At 64.1% G+C, this 18,893-nt stretch carries 15 protein-coding genes and 3 pseudogenes; 9 read left to right on the top strand and 9 right to left on the bottom strand.

Translation table 11 applies throughout. The features are described 5' to 3' along the window. Positions 1 to 93 precede the first annotated feature (93 nt). Positions 94 to 915, top strand: coding sequence for an alpha/beta fold hydrolase (locus tag AC3A6X_RS34050; protein ID WP_487846307.1), 822 nt, complete (start codon positions 94 to 96; stop codon positions 913 to 915). Positions 916 to 1,964: 1,049 nt separating this feature from the next. Here AC3A6X_RS34050 and AC3A6X_RS34045 read toward each other — a convergent pair. Next, complete coding sequence (locus AC3A6X_RS34045) at positions 1,965 to 2,357, bottom strand: hypothetical protein (protein ID WP_487846306.1); 393 nt, start codon at positions 2,355 to 2,357, stop codon at positions 1,965 to 1,967. Beyond that, a complete protein-coding gene (locus AC3A6X_RS34040; RefSeq protein WP_487846305.1) occupies positions 2,354 to 2,647 on the bottom strand; it encodes a type II toxin-antitoxin system Phd/YefM family antitoxin in 294 nt (97 codons plus the stop codon). The genes AC3A6X_RS34045 and AC3A6X_RS34040 overlap by 4 nt, the downstream gene beginning before the upstream one ends. 146 nt (positions 2,648 to 2,793) lie before the next feature. Here AC3A6X_RS34040 and AC3A6X_RS34035 point away from each other — a divergent pair, with 146 nt between their 5' ends. Together AC3A6X_RS34035 and AC3A6X_RS34030 are read left to right on the top strand one after the other, a co-directional pair. Next, the gene (locus tag AC3A6X_RS34035; RefSeq protein WP_487846304.1) at positions 2,794 to 2,976 is read left to right on the top strand and encodes a hypothetical protein; all 183 of its coding nucleotides are present in this window, start codon (positions 2,794 to 2,796) and stop codon (positions 2,974 to 2,976) included. Positions 2,977 to 3,008: 32 nt separating this feature from the next. Then, a protein-coding gene (locus tag AC3A6X_RS34030; protein WP_487845368.1) for an IS5 family transposase occupies positions 3,009 to 3,772 on the top strand; the annotation gives its coding sequence in 2 pieces (ribosomal slippage) (positions 3,009 to 3,324 and positions 3,324 to 3,772; 765 coding nt in all). A 210-nt stretch (positions 3,773 to 3,982) separates the two neighbouring features. On the opposite strand, the pseudogene AC3A6X_RS34025 reads toward AC3A6X_RS34030, so the two are convergent. Next, a pseudogene (locus AC3A6X_RS34025) lies at positions 3,983 to 4,239 on the bottom strand (transposase); the annotation flags it as partial. A gap of 722 nt (positions 4,240 to 4,961) precedes the next feature. Between AC3A6X_RS34025 and AC3A6X_RS34020 the strand changes: the two are divergent. Continuing rightward, on the top strand, positions 4,962 to 5,471 hold the full coding sequence (locus AC3A6X_RS34020) for a hypothetical protein (RefSeq protein WP_487846303.1): 510 nt from the start codon (positions 4,962 to 4,964) through the stop codon (positions 5,469 to 5,471). A 105-nt stretch (positions 5,472 to 5,576) separates the two neighbouring features. Here the strand turns inward: AC3A6X_RS34020 and AC3A6X_RS34015 are convergent, their stop codons facing one another. Further along, positions 5,577 to 6,338 (bottom strand): hypothetical protein, encoded by a 762-nt coding sequence (locus AC3A6X_RS34015; protein WP_487846355.1) that lies wholly within the window; start codon positions 6,336 to 6,338, stop codon positions 5,577 to 5,579. Between AC3A6X_RS34015 and AC3A6X_RS34010 the strand changes: the two genes are divergently transcribed. Both AC3A6X_RS34010 and phaP read left to right on the top strand, forming a co-directional pair. Further along, positions 6,220 to 6,684 carry a hypothetical protein gene (locus tag AC3A6X_RS34010; protein WP_487846302.1) on the top strand — a complete coding sequence of 155 codons (465 nt, stop codon included), beginning with the start codon at positions 6,220 to 6,222 and terminating at the stop codon, positions 6,682 to 6,684. The two genes, AC3A6X_RS34015 and AC3A6X_RS34010, sit on opposite strands and share 119 nt — an antisense overlap. A 338-nt stretch (positions 6,685 to 7,022) precedes the next feature. Then, positions 7,023 to 7,556, top strand: coding sequence for a TIGR01841 family phasin (gene phaP, locus AC3A6X_RS34005; RefSeq protein ID WP_487846301.1), 534 nt, complete (start codon positions 7,023 to 7,025; stop codon positions 7,554 to 7,556). Between the two features lie 68 nt (positions 7,557 to 7,624). Here the strand turns inward: phaP and AC3A6X_RS34000 are convergent. Then, positions 7,625 to 7,930 (bottom strand): annotated as a pseudogene (locus AC3A6X_RS34000) (Hsp70 family protein); the annotation flags it as partial. A gap of 457 nt (positions 7,931 to 8,387) precedes the next feature. Here AC3A6X_RS34000 and AC3A6X_RS33995 point away from each other — a divergent pair. Then, on the top strand, positions 8,388 to 8,651 hold the full coding sequence (locus AC3A6X_RS33995) for a hypothetical protein (protein WP_487846300.1): 264 nt from the start codon (positions 8,388 to 8,390) through the stop codon (positions 8,649 to 8,651). A 296-nt stretch (positions 8,652 to 8,947) separates the two neighbouring features. Here the strand turns inward: AC3A6X_RS33995 and AC3A6X_RS33990 are convergent, their stop codons facing one another. Beyond that, on the bottom strand, positions 8,948 to 9,703 hold the full coding sequence (locus tag AC3A6X_RS33990) for a hypothetical protein (RefSeq protein WP_487846299.1): 756 nt from the start codon (positions 9,701 to 9,703) through the stop codon (positions 8,948 to 8,950). Between the two features lie 591 nt (positions 9,704 to 10,294). Between AC3A6X_RS33990 and AC3A6X_RS33985 the strand changes: the two genes are divergently transcribed. Together AC3A6X_RS33985 and AC3A6X_RS33980 are read left to right on the top strand one after the other, a co-directional pair. Next, positions 10,295 to 10,612: a hypothetical protein gene (locus AC3A6X_RS33985; protein ID WP_487846298.1), complete on the top strand. Its 318-nt coding sequence runs from the start codon at positions 10,295 to 10,297 to the stop codon at positions 10,610 to 10,612. Between the two features lie 457 nt (positions 10,613 to 11,069). Then, entirely contained in the window at positions 11,070 to 11,393 is a 324-nt protein-coding gene (locus tag AC3A6X_RS33980) for a hypothetical protein (protein WP_487846297.1), read from the top strand. Between the two features lie 687 nt (positions 11,394 to 12,080). On the opposite strand, the gene AC3A6X_RS33975 is transcribed toward AC3A6X_RS33980, so the two are convergent. From AC3A6X_RS33975 to AC3A6X_RS33965, 3 genes and pseudogenes are all read right to left on the bottom strand, one after another. Further along, positions 12,081 to 15,365, bottom strand: coding sequence for a hypothetical protein (locus tag AC3A6X_RS33975; protein ID WP_487846296.1), 3,285 nt, complete (start codon positions 15,363 to 15,365; stop codon positions 12,081 to 12,083). 12 nt (positions 15,366 to 15,377) lie between these two features. Further along, positions 15,378 to 16,949, bottom strand: a complete 1,572-nt coding sequence (locus AC3A6X_RS33970) for a DUF1501 domain-containing protein (protein ID WP_487846295.1) — start codon at positions 16,947 to 16,949, stop codon at positions 15,378 to 15,380. Between the two features lie 761 nt (positions 16,950 to 17,710). Further along, a pseudogene (locus tag AC3A6X_RS33965) lies at positions 17,711 to 18,712 on the bottom strand (IS110 family RNA-guided transposase); the annotation flags it as partial. Between the last annotated feature and the right edge of the window lie 181 nt (positions 18,713 to 18,893).

Below are 18,893 nucleotides of genomic sequence, written 5' to 3'. Positions count from 1 at the left end.
GAAAGCAAGACGATTTCTTTGTCTCGGCCGCCGAATCCGCGCGCGGCGTCCAAGAGGCTTTCGCGCGGCGACACACCACTGGAAAGGAACATCATGAGCACGATCACGACCAAGGATGGCACAGAGATCTTCTACAAGGACTGGGGCAAGGGACAGCCGATCGTCTTCTCCCACGGTTGGCCGCTGTCGGCCGACGACTGGGACAACCAGATGCTGTTCTTCCTGGCGCAGGGGTACCGCGTGATTGCGCACGATCGCCGCGGGCACGGGCGCTCCACCCAGACCTGGACCGGCAACGAGATGGACACCTACGCCGACGACCTGGCCGCGCTCACCGCCGCGCTCGACCTCAAGGACGCGATCCACGTCGGCCACTCCACCGGTGGCGGCGAAGTGGCGCGCTATCTCGGGCGCCACGGCACGAAGCGCGTCGCCAAGGCGGTCCTGATCGGTGCTGTGCCGCCGCTGATGCTCAAAACAGCGGCCAATCCCGGCGGGCTTCCGATCGATGTGTTCGACGGCATCCGCGCCGGCGTCGCCGGCAACCGCGCCGAGTTCTACCGCGACATCACCCTGCCTTTCTACGGCTACAACCGCGCGGGCGCGAAGATCTCCGAAGGCATCCGCCAGCACTGGTGGCTGCAGGGAATGATGGGCGGCATCAAGGCGCACTACGACTGCATAAAGGCCTTCTCGGAAACCGACTTCACCGAAGACCTGAAGAAGATCGACGTGCCGACCTTCGTGATGCATGGCGACGACGACCAGATCGTGCCGATCGGCGCTTCGGGGCTGGTGTCGGCCGAACTGGTGAAAGGCGCCAAGCTCAAGGTCTATCCCGGCCTGCCGCACGGCATGTGCGCGACGCACCCCGACGTGATCAACGCCGACCTGCTGGCGTTCATCAAAGGCTGATGTGCGCGCTTCCGGAGCTCAATCATGAAAGCCTTCAAGCTCTCCGTGGCCGCAGTGCTCGGCGTCTTGCTTATGGTGCCGCCTGCCGGCGCGGCGGGGACCGGATGAATCATTTCATCACGACGCGACCCCTTGCGTGGTCCCTGCACTCCTTCCGGAAGGTAGCGCAGCCGACTTGCATCAAGCGGTCACACAGGGCCGTTTGCCAGATCGAACATGCAGCGCTCGACGACCGCTCGCGCCAGTAGAGCAGGCGTCCGGGGCGTAGGGTTGAAGGACTGAGTTGGTGAAGGGTTGTCCGACACCTGCCCTTGGGGCGCACAGGCGGCGGCACGACAACGGCTTGAGGCCAGGTGTTGGACAAGCCCCCAGGGAGGAAACCGCGGAATTCAGCGCAGGAACTCAGTGGGGCGCGAACCTATGGCGATTCGAACTTTGATGCGCGCACTGCTGGCGACGAGCGAGCTGATCACCGGGGTGAGAACGGCGGCAAGGGGCCGCGGACCGCACGCGGCGTGCCGGGTTGCGCGGTGCGAAGTTGGCTGCGCCGGGGCGGTTTTCAGGTCGAGGGCAAGGCACCCCCTCATCGGCACTGGCAGATGAAGGGCGAGAGCGTGACGCGCAGTCGGACTCGGTGTTGCCGTCGTGGTGGTCGAGCCTGCTGAGGAATGGCCTGGTCGCGCGTGAAGATCGCCAGAACAATCATGGGATGGCCGCAGCGGGGGCAGGTGAAGGTCGCCGAGACGGTGCCGGAGTTGACTTGGGCATCCGAGACTGTCTTGACCTCCTGGTGCAGCAACTGAGTAAACAGTCGCAAGCGAAAGGATCGGCAGCGCAGGCGAGACAATCATGGCCACCAGCAACCTGAGCCAACTCACCTTATTTGCGTCCACAACCGGCTCCTGAGTTCTTCATCTGATTGGCTTACGAAGCCGCACCATCGCGGGAGAGAGGTCGAACGGCGGTGGTCATGAACGTTGAAATTGGAACGACGCGGAGAAGGCTTGCTAATGGCCGACTGCCGGCGGCCAAGTCTTCGTCAGCGCTCGTCAGGTGGATGGCCTGGGCAACCCGTAGCCCAACTCCCGCTCGTGCCGCATTGAGAGCAATACCACGTCTCCCTCAGAATGTGCGTATAGCAAGACATGGCGAGCCAGCACCAGCTCCCGCAACTCGGGCAAGCCAAGTGCCTGGGCAATTTGCCTTGCCTGTTCAGCTTGAAACTGCCCCCAGCCCGACTTGGCACCAAGGAATCGAGCAGGTCGCCCGCTTGTGGGTGCGAATGAAAGAAGCGCCCGCGCTTTGACCACTTCAGCCTGCAATTTCTTGAAGCGCACAGGCGCAGAAGCGGCGTCCTGTTCCTCCATGAAGCTACGCGCAGCGTGCAGGCACACCAGAAAGTTCGGGACCGCCCGAACCCTTGCGTTGACGGGAATGCTCACGGCGCCGATGCGACGCCGAGTGCCTGGTCCAGTTCCTCGTCAGACACGAACTGTCCTGCCAAGGCCTGCCGCAGGCCGGTGATGGCGTCTTCAGCCAGCACAAGGCTGGCGTGCTCCGACTCGAGGGCATGGTAGTAGTCCAGCCGGCGCGCATCGACCAAGGCAACGTAGCTCGCCCCGTTCTTCGTCAGCACCTTCTCTGAGCCGCTGCCGACCACGTCTTCGGCCAGTTCGGTGAGCCGGGCGCGCGCTTCGCTGATGGGAACAATGTCTGATGCTCTCAACGCCATATTGCAGTATCCGTTAAGGTTTGCTTTAATGCCAGTCTAGCAGCCAAACCTGTACCCTGCAATCGCCGCCGGAGATGTTCGGCCCTGCGGAAGTCCGCAGTTGGCCCCCGGTCGAGTGGGTCGTTCTGCGGAGCGAAGAGGACGGATTGCGTGTCGGCATCGACCACGAAGGCGACGCCCTGTATGGCAGTCGCACGGCTTCGGTCACGCTCGATGGCGTGTTCTTCCGCATGGACGAATGGGTGAGCGGTCCAGAGCTGTCCGATCGCATTGCACCGGCATTGAAGGCGTTCAGCATTCCGGGACTAGGGCGTGTTAACACTAATTGAGTTGACCATGGATGACGAGAGATACTTCATGCATGGAGATCACTCAAGCCCAGTTTGCCCAGATCGAGCACTGCTTGCCGCTGCAACGCGGCAATGTCAGTCTGTCGAATCTGAGTGTGTTGAACGCCATCCTGTATGTCGCCGAGCACGGCTGCAAATGGCGCGGCCTGCCCAAGCGCTTCGGCAACTGGCACACCATCTATACGCGCATGAACCGCTGGTCCAAAAGCGGCGTGTTGGACCGTGTATTCGAGGAGCTTCAAAGAGCCCAGGTGGTGCGCATCCGCATCGAGGCGGTGTCGCTGGACAGCACCATCGTGAAGGTGCATCCCGATGGCACGGGGGCGCTAAAAAAAACGGCCCCCAGTCCATCGGCAAATCCAGAGGCGGGTGGAGCACCAAGATTCATATGGTTGCCGCGGATGCTCGAACGGCCGTAACGTTTTCCTTGTCGCCTGGCCAGGCGCACGATGCACCTGCCGGGCGCGCACTGCTCAGCCGCCTGGGCGCGCCGGATCGGCCGCTTCATCTGCTCATGGACCGCGCCTACGAAGGCAACGAGACGCGGCAGCTCGCGCTCGATCTGGGCTTTATCCCCGTCGTGCCGCCTGTGAAGACGCGAGTCGAACCTTGGGAGTACGACCGCGAGATGTACAAGCGCCGCAATGAGGTGGAGCGACTGTTCCGGCGCCTGAAGGGCTATCGCCGCATCTTCTCCCGCTTCGAGAAGCTCGACGTGATGTTCGTTGGCTTCATCAGCTTCGCGCTGATCGCCGACGGGCTTCGTTTGTGTTAACAGGCCCTAGTTCCCGCTCCCGATCTCTTCTCGACAAGATTCGAATCGGACACCTGACGCCGCAAAAAACCTCTCGCGGGTGCAAGGGGCCGTGCCACAGAGCGGCAGACGCCAGCACAATCCGCCCAAGTGCAGGATGGCACCCGGACTATTCACCCAGCTGATGCGGCCGATCCGCCTTCCCCGAGTGGCACGAGTGACAGTTCCTCGACGTTCCGCCGTAATACTCGACTGGATGCGGTTCAGGTAGCAGCCGTGGATGTAGAGCTTCAGCAAGACTGATGGATGGTAGGAGGGCCGACCGGTGGCTGCCGGATCGACGCCTTCGAAGCCCAATGCGTAGAGGTCCGTTCCTCGACAAAGGCATCGACGACTCGCACCGGGTTGTCTTCGCCGATATAGTCGTCAAGGCACTCTGGCAGCAGAGTGACCTGCTGTCGGTCTTCGCCTTCGATGAAACGCTTCACGGGCAGCCACCTCGCTCAGACGGGTTGGCTCAATACAGGCGACCATCAAGGGAGTTTCCACACAACCTCGGCCCATTGCTGCCGATGACCGTCGCACCGCCAAGGGCAAAAGCGCAGCGGTTGCCGACCTTGGGCCCATGCTCGCGTACTACCGTAGTCGGCCGGGACCGCCTATTCCCGAGGTGCGCTAACAGCAGTCATTGGACAACCAAGCCATTGGCCCGAAGGACTGCTGCCGGGTTCGCCGGCGAACTCACACTCGCGGCACGCACGCGTCCTGAACAGCCTCGATTCAGGGATGGCAGCCACGTCGGCTCGGCTGGACGGACGTGACGTTCGTCGAAGTGCGCTAGCGAGGGCATGGTCACGTCGTTGCGCGCCACGAACGCGGGCTGCGTCGGGAACTGGCTTTCAATGAGCCCGCGTCGTATGCACGATGCGGCGACTTGGCCAGACCATGTCCGTTAATTCAACTCGTTCTTCTATTTATTCGGATCAAGGGCCTCGGGCGGTAGGCCACTCCACACGGCTTGAAAACTTTCGACCTCATATCGCAATGAGGCCCTCCTATGCCTGCAAACGGGGGCCATGCCAACTTCGTCAGATATGCACGTTTCGCCTGTAGGACGGAGCCCCAGAATGCGGACACATCGTCGATCGCCACCGTACGATGTCGTCGAGGACGAACGAGGACACGAGGGATTTGAGCAATGAGCAAACGCATGGATGAAATCGAGACAGAGCCCCATCAATTGGATGACGGCCCATCCGGGCCCAGGGCCCTAGCGAACGGCAGGACGTTTGCAGGCACCGTGGCCGACTTCTTCCGCAAGAGCGGCGGCACGAACGCTCAAGAGTCGATGGTCGCCAAAGCCCGTCAGATCCGAGAGGCCTCGGTGGCCGCCCAGAGCGAACCGATGGCGGCGAAGTCGACGCTCTTCAGGCACTGGGACGCCATCCGAGCCGACGGCATCACGGCCTCGGAGTTCATCGCGTTCCTGCAGCCTCTTGCCGACCTGGACGGCATCACGGTCTCCTACATCTACAGCGACGAAGATGGGACCGAGCACGTCTACAACCACCGGCGCGGTGAGTTCGGCATCGAGAATCCGCTTTCCCGAGCCATTCAGGAAAAGAAGCTTTCCAAGGAGAAGGCGCTGACCTTCGCGCTGAACGAAGAGGGCCGGGTCTGGATCGAGAGCAACTTCATGGAGTTGAGCGACCTGAAATAGCCGTCCGGGATTCGGGCGGGCCAGCTTCGAAGAAACTCCGCAGGAGTGCCGACGTGAACGCTGCTCCTCGCCATGGTCCCGCTGCCATGGGCATTCCCGTGTGCGTCAGAGTCCAGCGTGAGGACCCGCAGCGCCACAGCGCGAATCGGTTTCACGGTGGACGTGCCGCCGGTTTTCAAGGTCCTGCAAACAACGCCTGTCGCCGGCGGCCACGAATACCGGGTATGGGCGAACGTGAAGTCGGTTGTGCTCAATGGCAAGGAACATCGATTCGCGCGGGTTGGTGAGGCGAGCCTGTTCGTTCCCACCGCAGCAAGGCCAGGGATTTTTGCGCGACGACATCCAGCGAGACGTCGCCGCCACGCCCACCGAGGTGCGCACGTGCACGATCGCACCACACTTGCGATGAGGCGCGTCCCGTTGGTCTCCTTGTGATCCGCCGCGCAGCGCTTGGCAATTCTTTGCCGCGGCTGACGGTAAGCTCCTGACATGACGGCCGACATTGCCACAACGAACCTGGCTCAACAGCAGCGCGAGCGCCTGCCGCTGGCCATGCAGCGCGCGCAGTCCAAGCTGGCCAGCCTCGCTGCCGATGCCGGTGCCGGGCCGTTGCTCCAAGGCATCCCAAAAGGCAAAGACCGTGGCACAACGGGTGATCTGGCTGCAGCGGGCGGCCTCGGCCTGGGCCAAGCCGATGAAAGCGGTATCGGCATGCAGGACGGGCTGCAGCCACTGCTGCCACATCCCGGTGACGATCTCGCTCGTCGAGGCCCAGCTGTTAGCCCGCGCCAGCAGCAGGGTGCCGAGTGCGCCACGGCGCAGCATTCGCGTCACCGACGAGACCTCGATGGAGTCCCTGGCTGCCATGGAACGTCAGCTGCAGGCGGGTCCGCTCGCGCCTTGTCCGTACCTGCGGGCGGGGCGCTGCTCGGTCTACGAGCTGCGACCCATGGCGTGCCGCACCCTGCTGAATCTGGATGACGACGACCTCCTGTGCCGCCATGCGGAAGGAGCGTCGGCCGATGCTGGGCGCGCTTGGCCACGACGATCTCGCGCAGACGTGACCGAAGTTCGGCATCGGGAACAGTGTCATAGGACGCGAGCTCGGAGAGCTGCTGCAGAAGGCCCTGGTATTGCTTTGTCCAATCCACGGAGGCGGCAACACCGTCGGCACAGTGGCGCCACAGGTCGGCCACGCGGCGCTGGAACATGAAGTTGAGTTGATCGGTGGCCGTGAGCAGGCAGTAGCGCAGGAAGCAGCTCACCTCGAGCGTGCGCGCCGGCTCCTTGATCCTGGCGCTCACGGACGGGGCCAGGGCAGGGGGCACTGCGCGCACGCTGTTCAGCGGCCGCCCGGGCATGAGGGCAAAGCCAATGTACAGCGCCAAGCCCAGCTTAAGGCTATCGAACCATTGACGTCTAAGCTCCATCCTCTAATGTGCTGCACCGCAGCAAACATCGCTTGCATCGGTGGACCCCCGAACTAGACTTCGTCATGCTGCGGTGCAGCAAGCACCGTGGTCCACCCTCAATCCCAGAGAAAGCCCAATCATGAAACCAGAGAAATTCACCGCTGCCAACAAGGCCTCCGTTGCCACTCTCTTCGGCCTGACCGGCCAGGCCTTCGAAGGCGCGGAACAGCTGGCCAAACTGAACCTGCAGACAATCAAGACCCTGCTGGCCGAGGCCCAGGAGAGTGGCCAGAGTGCCCTGTCAGCGAAGAGCTTGCCAGAACTCATGGAACTGCAAACCGCCGTTTTGCAAGCCGCTCCCCAGAAGGCGCTGGCCTATGGCCGTCAGGTGCAAGAAATCTTCACCACCCTGGGCGCCGCGCAGCATGCCGCCTTCGAGACACAGATGGCGGATGTGCAAGCCAAGTTCCTCGACACGCTCAATGGCGCCCTCAACAACGCCCCCGGCTTCGAGCCGATGCTGGCGCTGGCGAAGTCCGCAGTGGCTGCCGCGAATAACGCCTATGAAGGCGCAAACAAGGCATCGAAACAAGTCTCCGACGCCGTGGTTGCCAACGTCACCAAGGTCAGCGAGACTGTGGCGGAAACCTCGCTCGCAAAAATCGAAGACTGATCCTTCGAGCCTCGCGTTCCCGATGAGGGGGGCCGATAAAGACCGGCCCCCCTTTTTCTCGTCGGCGCTCAGGCGATCAGCTTCAGGCCTGGCGGCAAGGCCTCGCCGAACACGCCGCGTTCGCCGGCTTCGTCGAGCGGTACGACCTCGCGCACGCGGGCGATCCAGGCCGGCGCAGCCCGATGGGCCTCGAGCCGGGTGATGACACGCTCGCGCACGTCGGGCGACAGGTCGCGCGCGCGATCACCGCTCAGGCGGGCCAGGTTCGCGGCGGCGGCCGCAGCCCCTTCCATGCGTTTCCAGTCCAGCGCGAGCAGCGCGTCGAGCCAGGCGGCGGCGGCGTCGGCCGGCACCACGCCGTGGGCACTGCCGTAAGGGGAGAGCATCACATTCCTGGGGGTGTGCACTGCAGCAATCTTCAACTGCGGGCCTTCTTGCCCAGATCGCGCCCCAGCCTCCATCCCTAAAGCCTACTTCTGCTGCGCCGCACACCCCCAAATTCTGGATGCTCTCGGCACCAACGGCGCTGAAGCCGAAGTGTCGGCGGCGCGCGCCAAGCCCGTCACCCGCCAGCTGATGACGCTGCCCGACCAGATCGCCGAGCGCATCTTCTCGGCCATCGCGAGCGGCGAGTACGCACCTGGGGTCTCTGTTACGTGGTGGTGGCCTCTTGCCCACGAAATGAGCTCGTGCAAACCGACCGGAGTCGCTGGGCGGAGAAGTGCCCGACGGTGCCGCCCGCCAGCTCAAGGCGAAGCGAGAGCCATTTTGTCAATCAAACAGAACTCAATCTGAGGTTGCTGCAACTCAGTGTCAGACAAGGAGAACGACATGGAAGACGATCGCCGCCCCGTCACCGTCATTCGTGCTGATCTGGTTCGCGCCAAAGATCAGCTTGCAGCCTTGGGCCCCAACCTCGAGGGCACCGTCCATAGCCTTGCGCGCCACCGCGTCATGAGCCTGGCCGAGGAGCTCCGCGCTGCGGAGGACGCAGCCGAGAGCCTCGCAGAGACGGTTGCATTGAAGTGGATCTATCGCTATGCCGTCGGCAAGCGCCTGCTTATCAACGAGGGCAAGAGTCTACAGGGCACTTGACACGCCAGGGCAACGTCGGGGAGCGCGATGCGGCGCGTCACGACGGGCCTCTGGTTCAGGCAATTGCTTCCTTGAAGAGCATCCAGAAGCTGGGGGTGCGCACTGCAGCAAATCAGTGGCGGAACGTTCTACTCCAGACGTGCACCGATTCGGAACAGTGCGCGCTGGCAGCGAACCCGCCGTACAGGGGAACTTCCACCGGCGCCATCAGCGACGACGAAAACCTCTCCCGCCCCCCGCTCAAGGCTTCCGCCGTCGACGCACGGAGGCATCGCCCTTCGCAGCCGCCTTGCTGATCAAGGCCTCGGCCAGCATTCGCCGCGTTTTCTCGTGTGAGGCTTTTCCTCGTCGATCCGGCCCTCGAGCGCTTCGACGCTCGCCGCTAGCGCTTCTGTCTGGGTCCGCGCCTGCGCCAGGTCGATGCCTTGGGAGGCTAGCTGCTCACGAAGCCCGGCCTCGGCCTGCCGCGCCGCTTCCCGAAGCTGGTGGAGCTTCTCCAGCTCTGCCTCCAGTCGCTTTGCCGCCGCTTTCTCGCTTTTGGAACGCCGCTGCTGCTCCCTGGCCAACTCGGATTCCAGCGTCTTGGCCGTTTGCCTGGCCCGATCCACCTCCGCCAGCATTCGCCGCTCTTGGCCGGCGTGCCGCTCCTCGGCCTGGCGCAGATCCCGGTCGCGCTCTGCCATCGCTTCGGCGTGCTCCCGGCGCATCCGTTCCTGGTTTTCGGCCGCGTGGGAGAGCAGGGCGGTCAGCCGCTTGATTTCTTCGTCCAGGCCGATGCGCACCCGGTGTGCCTCGAGGGCGTGCTCCTTGAGTTGGCGCTCCAGCGCCTCGCGGGCCTGCTGCGAGGAGGCCAGTGCCGCATCCAGGCTCACTCGCGGCTGGGCGAAGGCTTCCTCGCGCTGCGCGAGCGTTGCTTGGGCCTCGGCGAGCGCGTCCTCCCGCACCTGAAGCTCCGAGCGCACCGATTCCAGCTCACCGCGCTGGACTTCCTCGGCCTCCCGGCGCGCCGTCTCCCACAGCAGCTTCGCGGCATTGCGCACGCCCACAGGCATGCCGTCCGGATCGTTGCCGGCCGGCCGTCGTAGAAGAAAATCTGGTACCGCCGCTAAGCCAAGCCTGCCTCTGGGAACCCGTCCGATGGTCCCACATTTACTGTCACTCAAAGCGAAGTAAATCTGGTACCTCGCATCCGTGCGAAGCAATTTTGGGACTTCGCATCAAGTCCAACAGACCGCCGCTGCGCAGGATGATGCGAGGGCTGCGGCCCCTAGAGCTATCTCGGCACTTCGCAACAGGCGACAAACCACATTTACCTTTACCGTTGAACCAGATTTACTTTCCTCTACGGAAGCTGGCAGCCGCAACTTGCCTGATGTGTTGAACGCGGAGCATCAAAAGGTCTCCGCCCAGCGTGATCTGGCGCAGGCTCGTTTTACTTACCTGATGTCGCGGATACGGTTGTAGGCACTCTCGGGCGGCGCCAAAACCGAAGTCATTGACGAAATCAACGGCTGGCTCACGCGCTGACGGAGCCAGGGCGGCATCCCGACCATCGAATGCAGCGTGGCTCCTCATGTCGAGGTTGACTAGCCCAGTACTAAAGCGCTCAATCGATCTTTCCCCGACGTCGACTGGAGCCAGGTATGAAGGCATCTTCAGTCGTGGCATGTGTCGCCACTTGCACATTCGTTCTCGGCTGCGAAACGCAGCCCAGCGTTTTGTTCTTGGCGCAGGGAAGCGTGTTTCACATGCTGCAGTTGACCGATGCCGAGGAAGAATGCGTCACGCCCTATCGACTTTGCTACCTGACGTCATGGGATGGCACGACTTCGCGCGGATGTTGGGTCCGCGAAGGAGCCAACATTCGTGCCCGCTTTCCTGATTCGGGCGACAAGCTGGTACCAGTGATCGATTTCCGTCGCACGACGTTGGCTGAGTACCGGAACGCCGCGTTGGAGTAGACCGATTACGCGCGCCACCGGACGACTCCCAGTGCCCAGGATTCGAGCTCGGCCGCCGGGATGCCCAAACGAGTACTTGCTCACCCTTTGGAGCGGGCCGTACAGCCGTACAGGGCCCAGAAGAGACATTTCTCGAACCACGAAGAGGACCTTCGAAACCGGCGCCTCGGTCCGTGGAGTCGCCTTTTGGCCGCATGCTGGCGAAGAGCTCTGGTCCCAACCTGACGTGAGTTCGCTGACGGGCGACCTGTATTGACAACGCTCGAGCGGGCAACCAAGCTCTGGTCAGGAGGTGGTGGGGGCCACAAACACGCGACAAGTTCTTCTGATCGGTTGGCTGCGGCGACGACGCCGTTCGGGCGTTCCGCAAGTGCGTAACCGAAGAAGAAAGACGGAATGCAATAGCGAGCGATTCCGACTCATCTCCAACGTGGGCACTCTGGCCAAGGAGGCCTCAATGACTAACGTTCAGGTTTTGTTGACAGTCGCAGTGCTGGCATTCTGGACGCCCACGGTGAGCGCCGAAAAGCTTGAAGTGAAATGTGAGTATTGGCACAAGCGCTTGGGTCAGCTTGACGACAGAACGAACCGCATTGACATGGACGCACGAACTTGCAACGGGCAGCCATGCACGATCTCCGACACCGAGTTCAAGTGGCAAGAGGAAGCCGGTCGTGCCGATCTGAGAATTGATCGCGTCGCAGGCGAGGGTACGGTCAGCTATCTATCGGACGTGATCGCTGATCAGAAGAACTGCAAGACCACCAAGACGGGGCTCTAGAGGGCGTTGTGCGCGCCCTGCCTGCGCGCACGGAACCGGCTGGTCACTGGCTGCGTTCGCGACCTGAAGCGGCATGGGGCCGAGAGACCGGATGATATTCATCAGCGGAGGAAACGGAATGTCCGTTCCTAGCCGCATTCTGCCTCTCGGCGCTGGGGCTCTCGCGCTGCGGTAGTCAAGTCGCCCCAACAGAATGCAAGACGTGTCCATGTAACCCCTGCCTCGGGGTGATCGTACTTTCGGTTCGGAATGACACGATGAGAGCGAAAATGGAGAGCATCACATTCCTGGGGGTGTGCAGTGCAGCAAAGATCGGCTCGGGGACGGCCACTGGCCGGCCATCTGGGCAAGCCGTCGTGCCGCCGGGGATTTGTTGCAGTGCACACCCCCAGTGGGTCAGTATTACTTCGGCGCCAACACCCAGGAATGTGATGCTCTCCATGGTGAACGTCTCGAGCCGTTTCCGTCGAACGACCTTCGATGGCGACGCCGATCTGTCGCGAGATGGGCACGGGGCTGCGCGCGGTCCAGTACGTGGCTGTACACGCCGACGGAAGCCGTCTGGCGCCGCAGCCGGCGGTGTGAGTAACCGGTCGCGCTTTCGGAAGCTGTGCGAGTGCTCCATCCACACCGTGCCGCGGCACATGCAGGCAGCGAAGTCGCGCAGCCCCACACCCCGGATCCCGGCTACCTCGGCGATTCCGGTGCTTCGTCCACCCGCGACGAATTGCGCACCGCTTCGTCATACGCGCCTCTCTTGCCTTTGAATTCCTGCGGCCCCAGGCCCATGACCAGCGCACGCTGGGCGTGGATGAAGGCTTCGTCCTGGACCGACAGTCCCCAGCGAAGCTCCGGCGGCGCCTGGTGATTCCCCCGGGTCACGCTGGGGCCGGTGACCATCAGGTACCAGGCCTGCTGTCCATCCTCCATCGGCAGCCCGCCTTTCGGCGTCTTGAAGGCACCGCGGGCGGTATCGACCGACAGCGTTGCGTCGCGCGGAATCTCGATCACGTCGCCGACTGCCAGCGTGGCTCCTTGCTCGAGCGCTTTGAAACCCGACGGCATGGCGTCCTGACGGGCCTCGTTCCCGGGCTGCGGCAGCGGCGCACGCTCGCCCGCGCGCAGCAGGCGAACACCGCTAACCGCTTCGACCTTGGCACCTTCGAACCAGCCCAGCATCAGCGCCGGAGCGAAGCGGCCGGTCCGGTCAAGCGGCGGCAGTGGCCCACCGCCACAGTCGATGCGCTGGCAGCCGATGTCGAAGCGCGGCGGCTGCTGCGGCATGCACAGGTGCGCGTCGAGCTTGCGAATGCACGCGTCCAGCTCGATGGGCAAGCGCCAAAAGGCGCATTGCCCGCCGGGGCAGATCGCCGCCCATTCGCGCCACGGCCGACGCTGCGGGCGGTCGGTCACCGTGACGCTGCCGGCCGCGCAATTCAGCTGCAAAGCCGAGCCCGCGCTTGTCATGCCGCCGGCGAGTCGCTGGCACATCTCCAGGTAGGTGCAGGGCGCGCCGTTGCACACCCGCAGGCGCGGCGCTGGCCCGAGGCTCCCGCCGGGCGCGATGCCCGCCAGCCAGAACTGCGGTGACTGCACGAGCACGCCGCAGTACTCGCGCAGTTGGCCTTCGAGCGCGCTGCGCGCCGTGGCGTCGGACACGTCCGCGAGCGCGGTGTCGAGGTCGGCCACGCCGAAGAAGGAGTTAAGCAGCCCCTTCTCCAGCTGCCCGCCGTCCTGCGCCAGTGCATCCACGCGGATCTGCGGGTCGTTGATGAGCCAGTCCTTCATCGTCAGCACCGCGTCGCGCAGGCGGATCGGCGCGCCCGGGTTCGCGGCATTGAAGGCCACCACCGCGTCGATCAGCCGGTTGATCCAGTCGGGCCCGCCCGACTGCTTGGTGCAGGTCTTGTGCTGCGCCTCCCAGGTCAACAGCCCCTGGAAGTCGGTGTCGCGGAAACCCGGCTCGGCGTCGCGCACGAACTGGCCGATGGACTTCGCGAGCTCCGCACTTGGGTAGCTGCCGTCCGCGAAGCGCTTAGGCGCGGGCCAGCCGAGCGCGGCGTGCATCGAGTAGGTGAGCGACCGCGCGCTGTAGCGATGGATGCCCTCGGCCATCGAATTCTTGTGGCTCGCGGGCTGGCTCGACGCGCTGTAGGCCGGGTCGAGCACCGGCGCTGCCATCGACGCGGCCGTCCAGCCGGCTTGCGCCACCGGCGGGAACCGCGGGTCGATTTCGGTCCACGGGTCCAGCACCAGGGGCTCGTCGTAGGGCGAGGCTGCGCTGGTCGATTGCGGCGACTTGCGGTTGAAGTAGTCGCTCAGCAGCATGCGCTTGAGCAAGGCTCGCAGCGACCAGTCGTTCGACACCAGGGTGTACTCGGACAGGTACCACAGCACGTTCGATTGCGCCTGGCTGCGCGGGAAGTTGTTCGCGATCGTCAGCGGTGCGCCCATCGTCTCGGTCCAGACGTTGTCGGTCACGCTCATGGCCATCAGGAAGGCGAGTGCGGGCGGGCCATCGACTTCACTGGCGGTTGCGGTGCACACATCCGTGGTGCATACGGCACACGCCATCGCCGACGAACCTGGCGGCAGGCCGGCGATCCAGTTGTCAATCTGCGTCGTCTCCGCGGCATTCAGATACGGGCCGCCCGGCGGCATGCGCGTGCCCGACCCTGCTGTGCCGTGCACCTTCCGCGACAGCATGCTCGCCGCCGCGTTGCCGCGCTCGACACGCAGCACGGAGGGATCACGCTGGCTGGGCTGGTCGATGACGTTGGCGGTCCAGTTGGCCGCGTCGAGGTCCATGCCGCCGGCCGCGCCGGTGCCGCCGCTGTGGCAGCCCATGCAGCCCTTGTTGGTCAGCAAGGTCTTGACGTTGCTCGTGGCGGGTTCCGGCAACGGCGGCGGTCCGCTGCCGCCGGTGCACGCTGGGGTGCCGCACACATTGCAGCTGCTCGGCTTGCGGCGCAGCAAGCCGTTCATCGCCAGGCTGCGGCGACCGTCGTCGAGCAGGCTTTGCACGGTCCAGATCGAGCTGCCCACCGGCAGCGCCTGCGTGAGGTGGGGCGCCGGCCCGTGCGTGTCCACTGTCGCGGCGGCGCTGCGGAACGAGCCGCATCCCGTGAGCGAACCCCACGGCGTGCGGGGCGCTGCGCTGCTCGGATCGTCCGAGCCGCCGATAGATACGCCGGTGCGAAACAACGACGACAGCTGCCCTGGGGCGCCACCCTGCTCGTTCGCGAACACTGCCTTCTCGAACTTGCCCAGCACCGGCCAGGAGCGCTTCCAGTAGGTCTGCGGTCCGGTGGTCGAGAACGAACTGTTGTGGCACTGCATGCACTCGTTCTTCCGACGAAGGTAGATGTGAGAGAAGCCTTCGGCCATGTCGGTGCGCCGGTTCGCCTCGTTCGCCTCGGCGCCTTGCAGCGGCTTGCTCTGCATCGCGAACAAGTGCGCCGAGTAGGCTGGGAACAGGTTGTCGGACGCGAACGAGGATGCAAGCACGTCGCTCATGTTGAAGGCGGCCGGCGGCGCACCGCCGAAGCCCGAGAGATCGGCTCGCCGCGCGAGCAGGAAGTCCGCCAGTGCGGCATCGCTGCTCGCACGCAGCGGTGCGCCGTAGCAACCTGTCTGCTGCTTGTCGCCGCTGCGGTTGACCCGCAGCATGTCGGCGAGGTTTTCCTGCCAGTGGCTGCTGAACTCGGGGTCGTGCATCAGAGCGTCCAGGACCTCTTCGCGGCCGCGCCCATTGGGAGTGGCGGCGATCACGTCGACAAGCATGCGAGTCTCTTCGGTCCCGCGCACCTTGCGGCCCAGCAGCTTGGGAACGGCCTGGCGCACGAACGACGCGTCACCCGCGTCGTCGCTGGGAATGGTGGTGAACAGCGAGCAACTAGGGCTGCATCCGCCAAGTGCAGCCACCAGCAGCGCGCCGAGCCAGGAGCGGGCGCGAGCAGTGAGGATGGTCATGATCTTTGTTCCCTATGCACCTAGCACCTGGCTCTTCAGCCCGCGCATCAGGTCGCCGTGCGTCGATGCCGCAGTCGAGAAGCTGATGTCGGGAACCGCGTAGGCGTCGTTCTCGAACGGCATGATTCCGCATGCGGTCAGGATGGCAGCGCGCAGATCAGCAGGCTTGAAGTGGTGAGCCGGGTCGGCGCGGCCGTCGTCGGCCGCGGACACGCCAGCAAAGTTGCTGTCGAGCAATGCGCCCGACACGCCGCGTGTCACGGGCCCACCGATCAGCACCTGGCAGAAGCCTTCGGGCCAATGGTCACGGCCGCTGCCCGTGCGCGCCGGCGTGCGCCCGAACTCGGTGGTCAGCACCACCATCGTGCTGGCCAGGTTCAGCGTGCCCGCGTCGATCAGCTGGCGCAGCGTCTTGCAGATGTTGAACAGGTTGACGCTCGTCACGCTCGCATGCGCGCCGCCGTGCGTGTCGTAAGCGCCACCGCCGGAGGCGGTCTGCATGCCCTTGTCGATCACGCACACATAGCGCGGTGCGTTGGTGCCGGTCTGCGCCAGCAGGTAGGCGGCAAGCTTGATGCCGTGGCCAGGCATGTTCTCGAAGGTTGCCGTGGTGCTGCCGCCCGGACAGGCTGGATCGTTCGGCAGGGGCAGCGGCGCGGGGGAGCCAGCGGCCGTAAGCAGGCCGTGCAGCGAGGCCGCGCCGAACACCATCGCGCTGCTCGATTCGAACGCGGCAAACCCCTTCGAGCGGGTGCGCCCCGGGGGTGTGGTGGAGAGCATCGAGCTGTGCCGCAAGCTGGCGCTGTACTGGTCGACGTACTGGCGCAGCAACGCGTCGCGGTCGGTGCGAATGCCGCTGCGGGTGAGCGAACTCAGGAACCCAGGCAGGCCCGCCCCTACCTTCAGCACCAGCGGCCGCGAGTAGGCCGGGTGCAGGCCAATCGATGCCGAGGCTTGGAGGTTGTCGGTCGGAAAGCTGAAGGTCTCGGGCCACAGCACATACGAATACGGCCGCGGCGGCGGCGGGCCGACATCGATGTCGCGCGAGACAAAGTGGTGCTGGATGGCGGCGCCCAAGCCGGCGAGCTTCGGGTTACCAAGGCGCTGGCCGGTCATCGTCAGCGGGATTGCGGCCTCGTGCGGCTGGAACTCGTGCGCCAGCGCGACGATGCGCATCTTGTCGAGGATCGATGGTTTCCACAGCGGCCTGGTCGCGGGGCCCAGATGGACGGGGCGGCCGTTGGCGTCAGTGGCGAAGGGCGACGGTGCCGGGTCGGTGAACCCGGCGTCGCAGCCGGCAAAGGGCAGGGCGGCCACCTCGGCGTCGAAGCCGCGAAAGCGGTTGGAGGCGGCCGGAGCGCGGGCGTAGAACGTCTCCCACATGGATAGACCACCGTAGAGGTGGATCTCCAGGATGCGCAGGTCGGGTGGAGTGGCCCACACCGCGCCGGCTGTGGCCGGAATGCTGCCCCAGACCGCGGCGCGGCCGGTAGACGGCAGCAACAAGCCGGCCGTGCAGGCAGCGACCGCGGCCAGGGTGTTGCGTCGCCCCAGGTTGATCGAACCCATCGACCGATCGTTCATCGCAACGCCTCCGGTTTGCCCGTCCTCGAACTGGACTAGGCCACAGCCGCTGGTCTCGCGAATCACTCAAATTGAGTAGAGGCATTCCAACCGATGGCGCACTTCGACCTGCATGCACGGAACGAAGCGGCCATCCAGCGCACCGTCAGGCGATTGAAGAATAGGTAGTCGATCCCGATGGATACCCAGGCGGACGCTTGCTCAGACTAAAGAACTGCTGCACGTCGAGCTCGGACATCCTGGAGGGAAGGATCTCCGCGCCAATGAAGCGCTGGGCGAACGACACGGCGGGTTCCTCCACGGGGATGGGGCCGCCAATCTACTCCTTCGGCGCGATCTGGCTCAACGGTGTCACGCCGTCCAATGTTTGCCGGCGCTCGGCGGCAACTACAAATACTACAAGGGCATCCCCAGAATGCAAGCGATGCTTCACCTTGACGGCCCTCGTTTAAAAGGGCGTCGACATTGAAGGTTTGATATGCGACACCGATCGGCCGGGCAGCATGGCGTGAGGGCGTAGACAAGGTGCGGACAGGCTGAACTACAAGCGGTCATTGATGCAGCACGCATGTTGCTGCGGACCCGGATGAGAGACGCACGCGGGAACCTCATTCGATTAGCGAGAACGGCGATTGTCGTCTCCGTATTTTTCTCAGGCACACCCCGCGCAGGTCCAACCTTGCTTCATCACTGCGAGCCGTCAAGCGGCGGTGGAAATCGGTTCGTTGCAGTTCCTCGGTTCGGATGTTCTAGTGACTGGGTCATGCCGGCATCGTGAACTGCTCCCCTCGGGACACTATTGCCCACGCCATGCGTGCATTCTTGGCAGCTATCGCCACGATCGCACGCCAGTAGCCGCGGCGCTCGGCCAGCGCCGCGGCCCATTGGCTGATCGCATCAGTTTTATTTTTGGCTGAGTTGAGAACCGCCCGGGCGCCCAAGACCAGTAAGGATCGCATGTACGGGTCCCCAGCCTTCGTGATGTGCCCTAGCCGTGCCTTTCCGCCCGAGCTGTACTGGCTGGGCACCAACCCGAGCCAAGCGGCAAACTGACGACCACATCTGAACTCATGCCCGTTACCGATCATCGCCAGCAGCGCGGTGGCGGTGGTTGGTCCAACCCCGCGCAAGCGCATGAGTTGCTGGGCCCGGGTATCTTCGCGCGCCATCTGCGCGACGTGCTGGTCGTAGAGCGCGATCCGCTCGTCCAGCCGCGTCAACTCGCTGAGTAAGTCGCCGATGACGGTGTTGCTCCATCCTGGTAGATCTTCCAGGCACGCCATGGCCTGGCTGCGCACGGTCGATGCCCTCAACGGCAACACGACACCGAATTCGCTGAGCAACCCGCGGATCCGGTTGATGGTTGCCGTGCGCTGGTCGACGAATCCTTGGCACACGCGATGCACACTCAGTTGCGATTGCTGCTCCAGGCTTTTGATCGGGACGAAGCGCATGTTCGGCCGTTGCATTGCTTCGCAGATCGCTGCGGCGTCGGCTGCGTCATTCTTGCCGCGCTTGCCAGAAAGTCGATACGGGCTGACGAATTTAGGCGCCATGAGCCGCACTGTGTGTCCATGGCTTTTGAACTGGCGCGCCCAGTGGTGTGCGCCTGAGCACGCTTCCATGCCGATCATGCAGGGCGGCAGCGACGCGATCAGTTCGAGCAACTTGGCACGCGCGACGTTCGGGCGTACGAGCTCAGGCTTGCCGGCTTCGTCCACCCCGTGGACTGCGAATACGTTCTTGGCGAGATCGACGCCAACGTACTAAATCGTCATGGGGCTTCCCCTTCAGAGTGAGTTGATGGAGCTTCGCAACCCCATCGTGGCACTCAGTTGCCGGGAGCCGCAATACCAGCGGCTTAATCGTAAGCGGTCAATGAACCACGCCCTTCTCACTGCGGCGGAGGTTGGATAGGAGCCGCTCAGGCGGCGGTGAGATCAA

This window comes from Variovorax sp. Soil_C_12 (genome assembly GCF_057657375.1).
The sequence above is the reverse complement of the archived record's forward strand: the minus strand, read 5'-3'. Positions and strand labels throughout refer to the sequence as shown.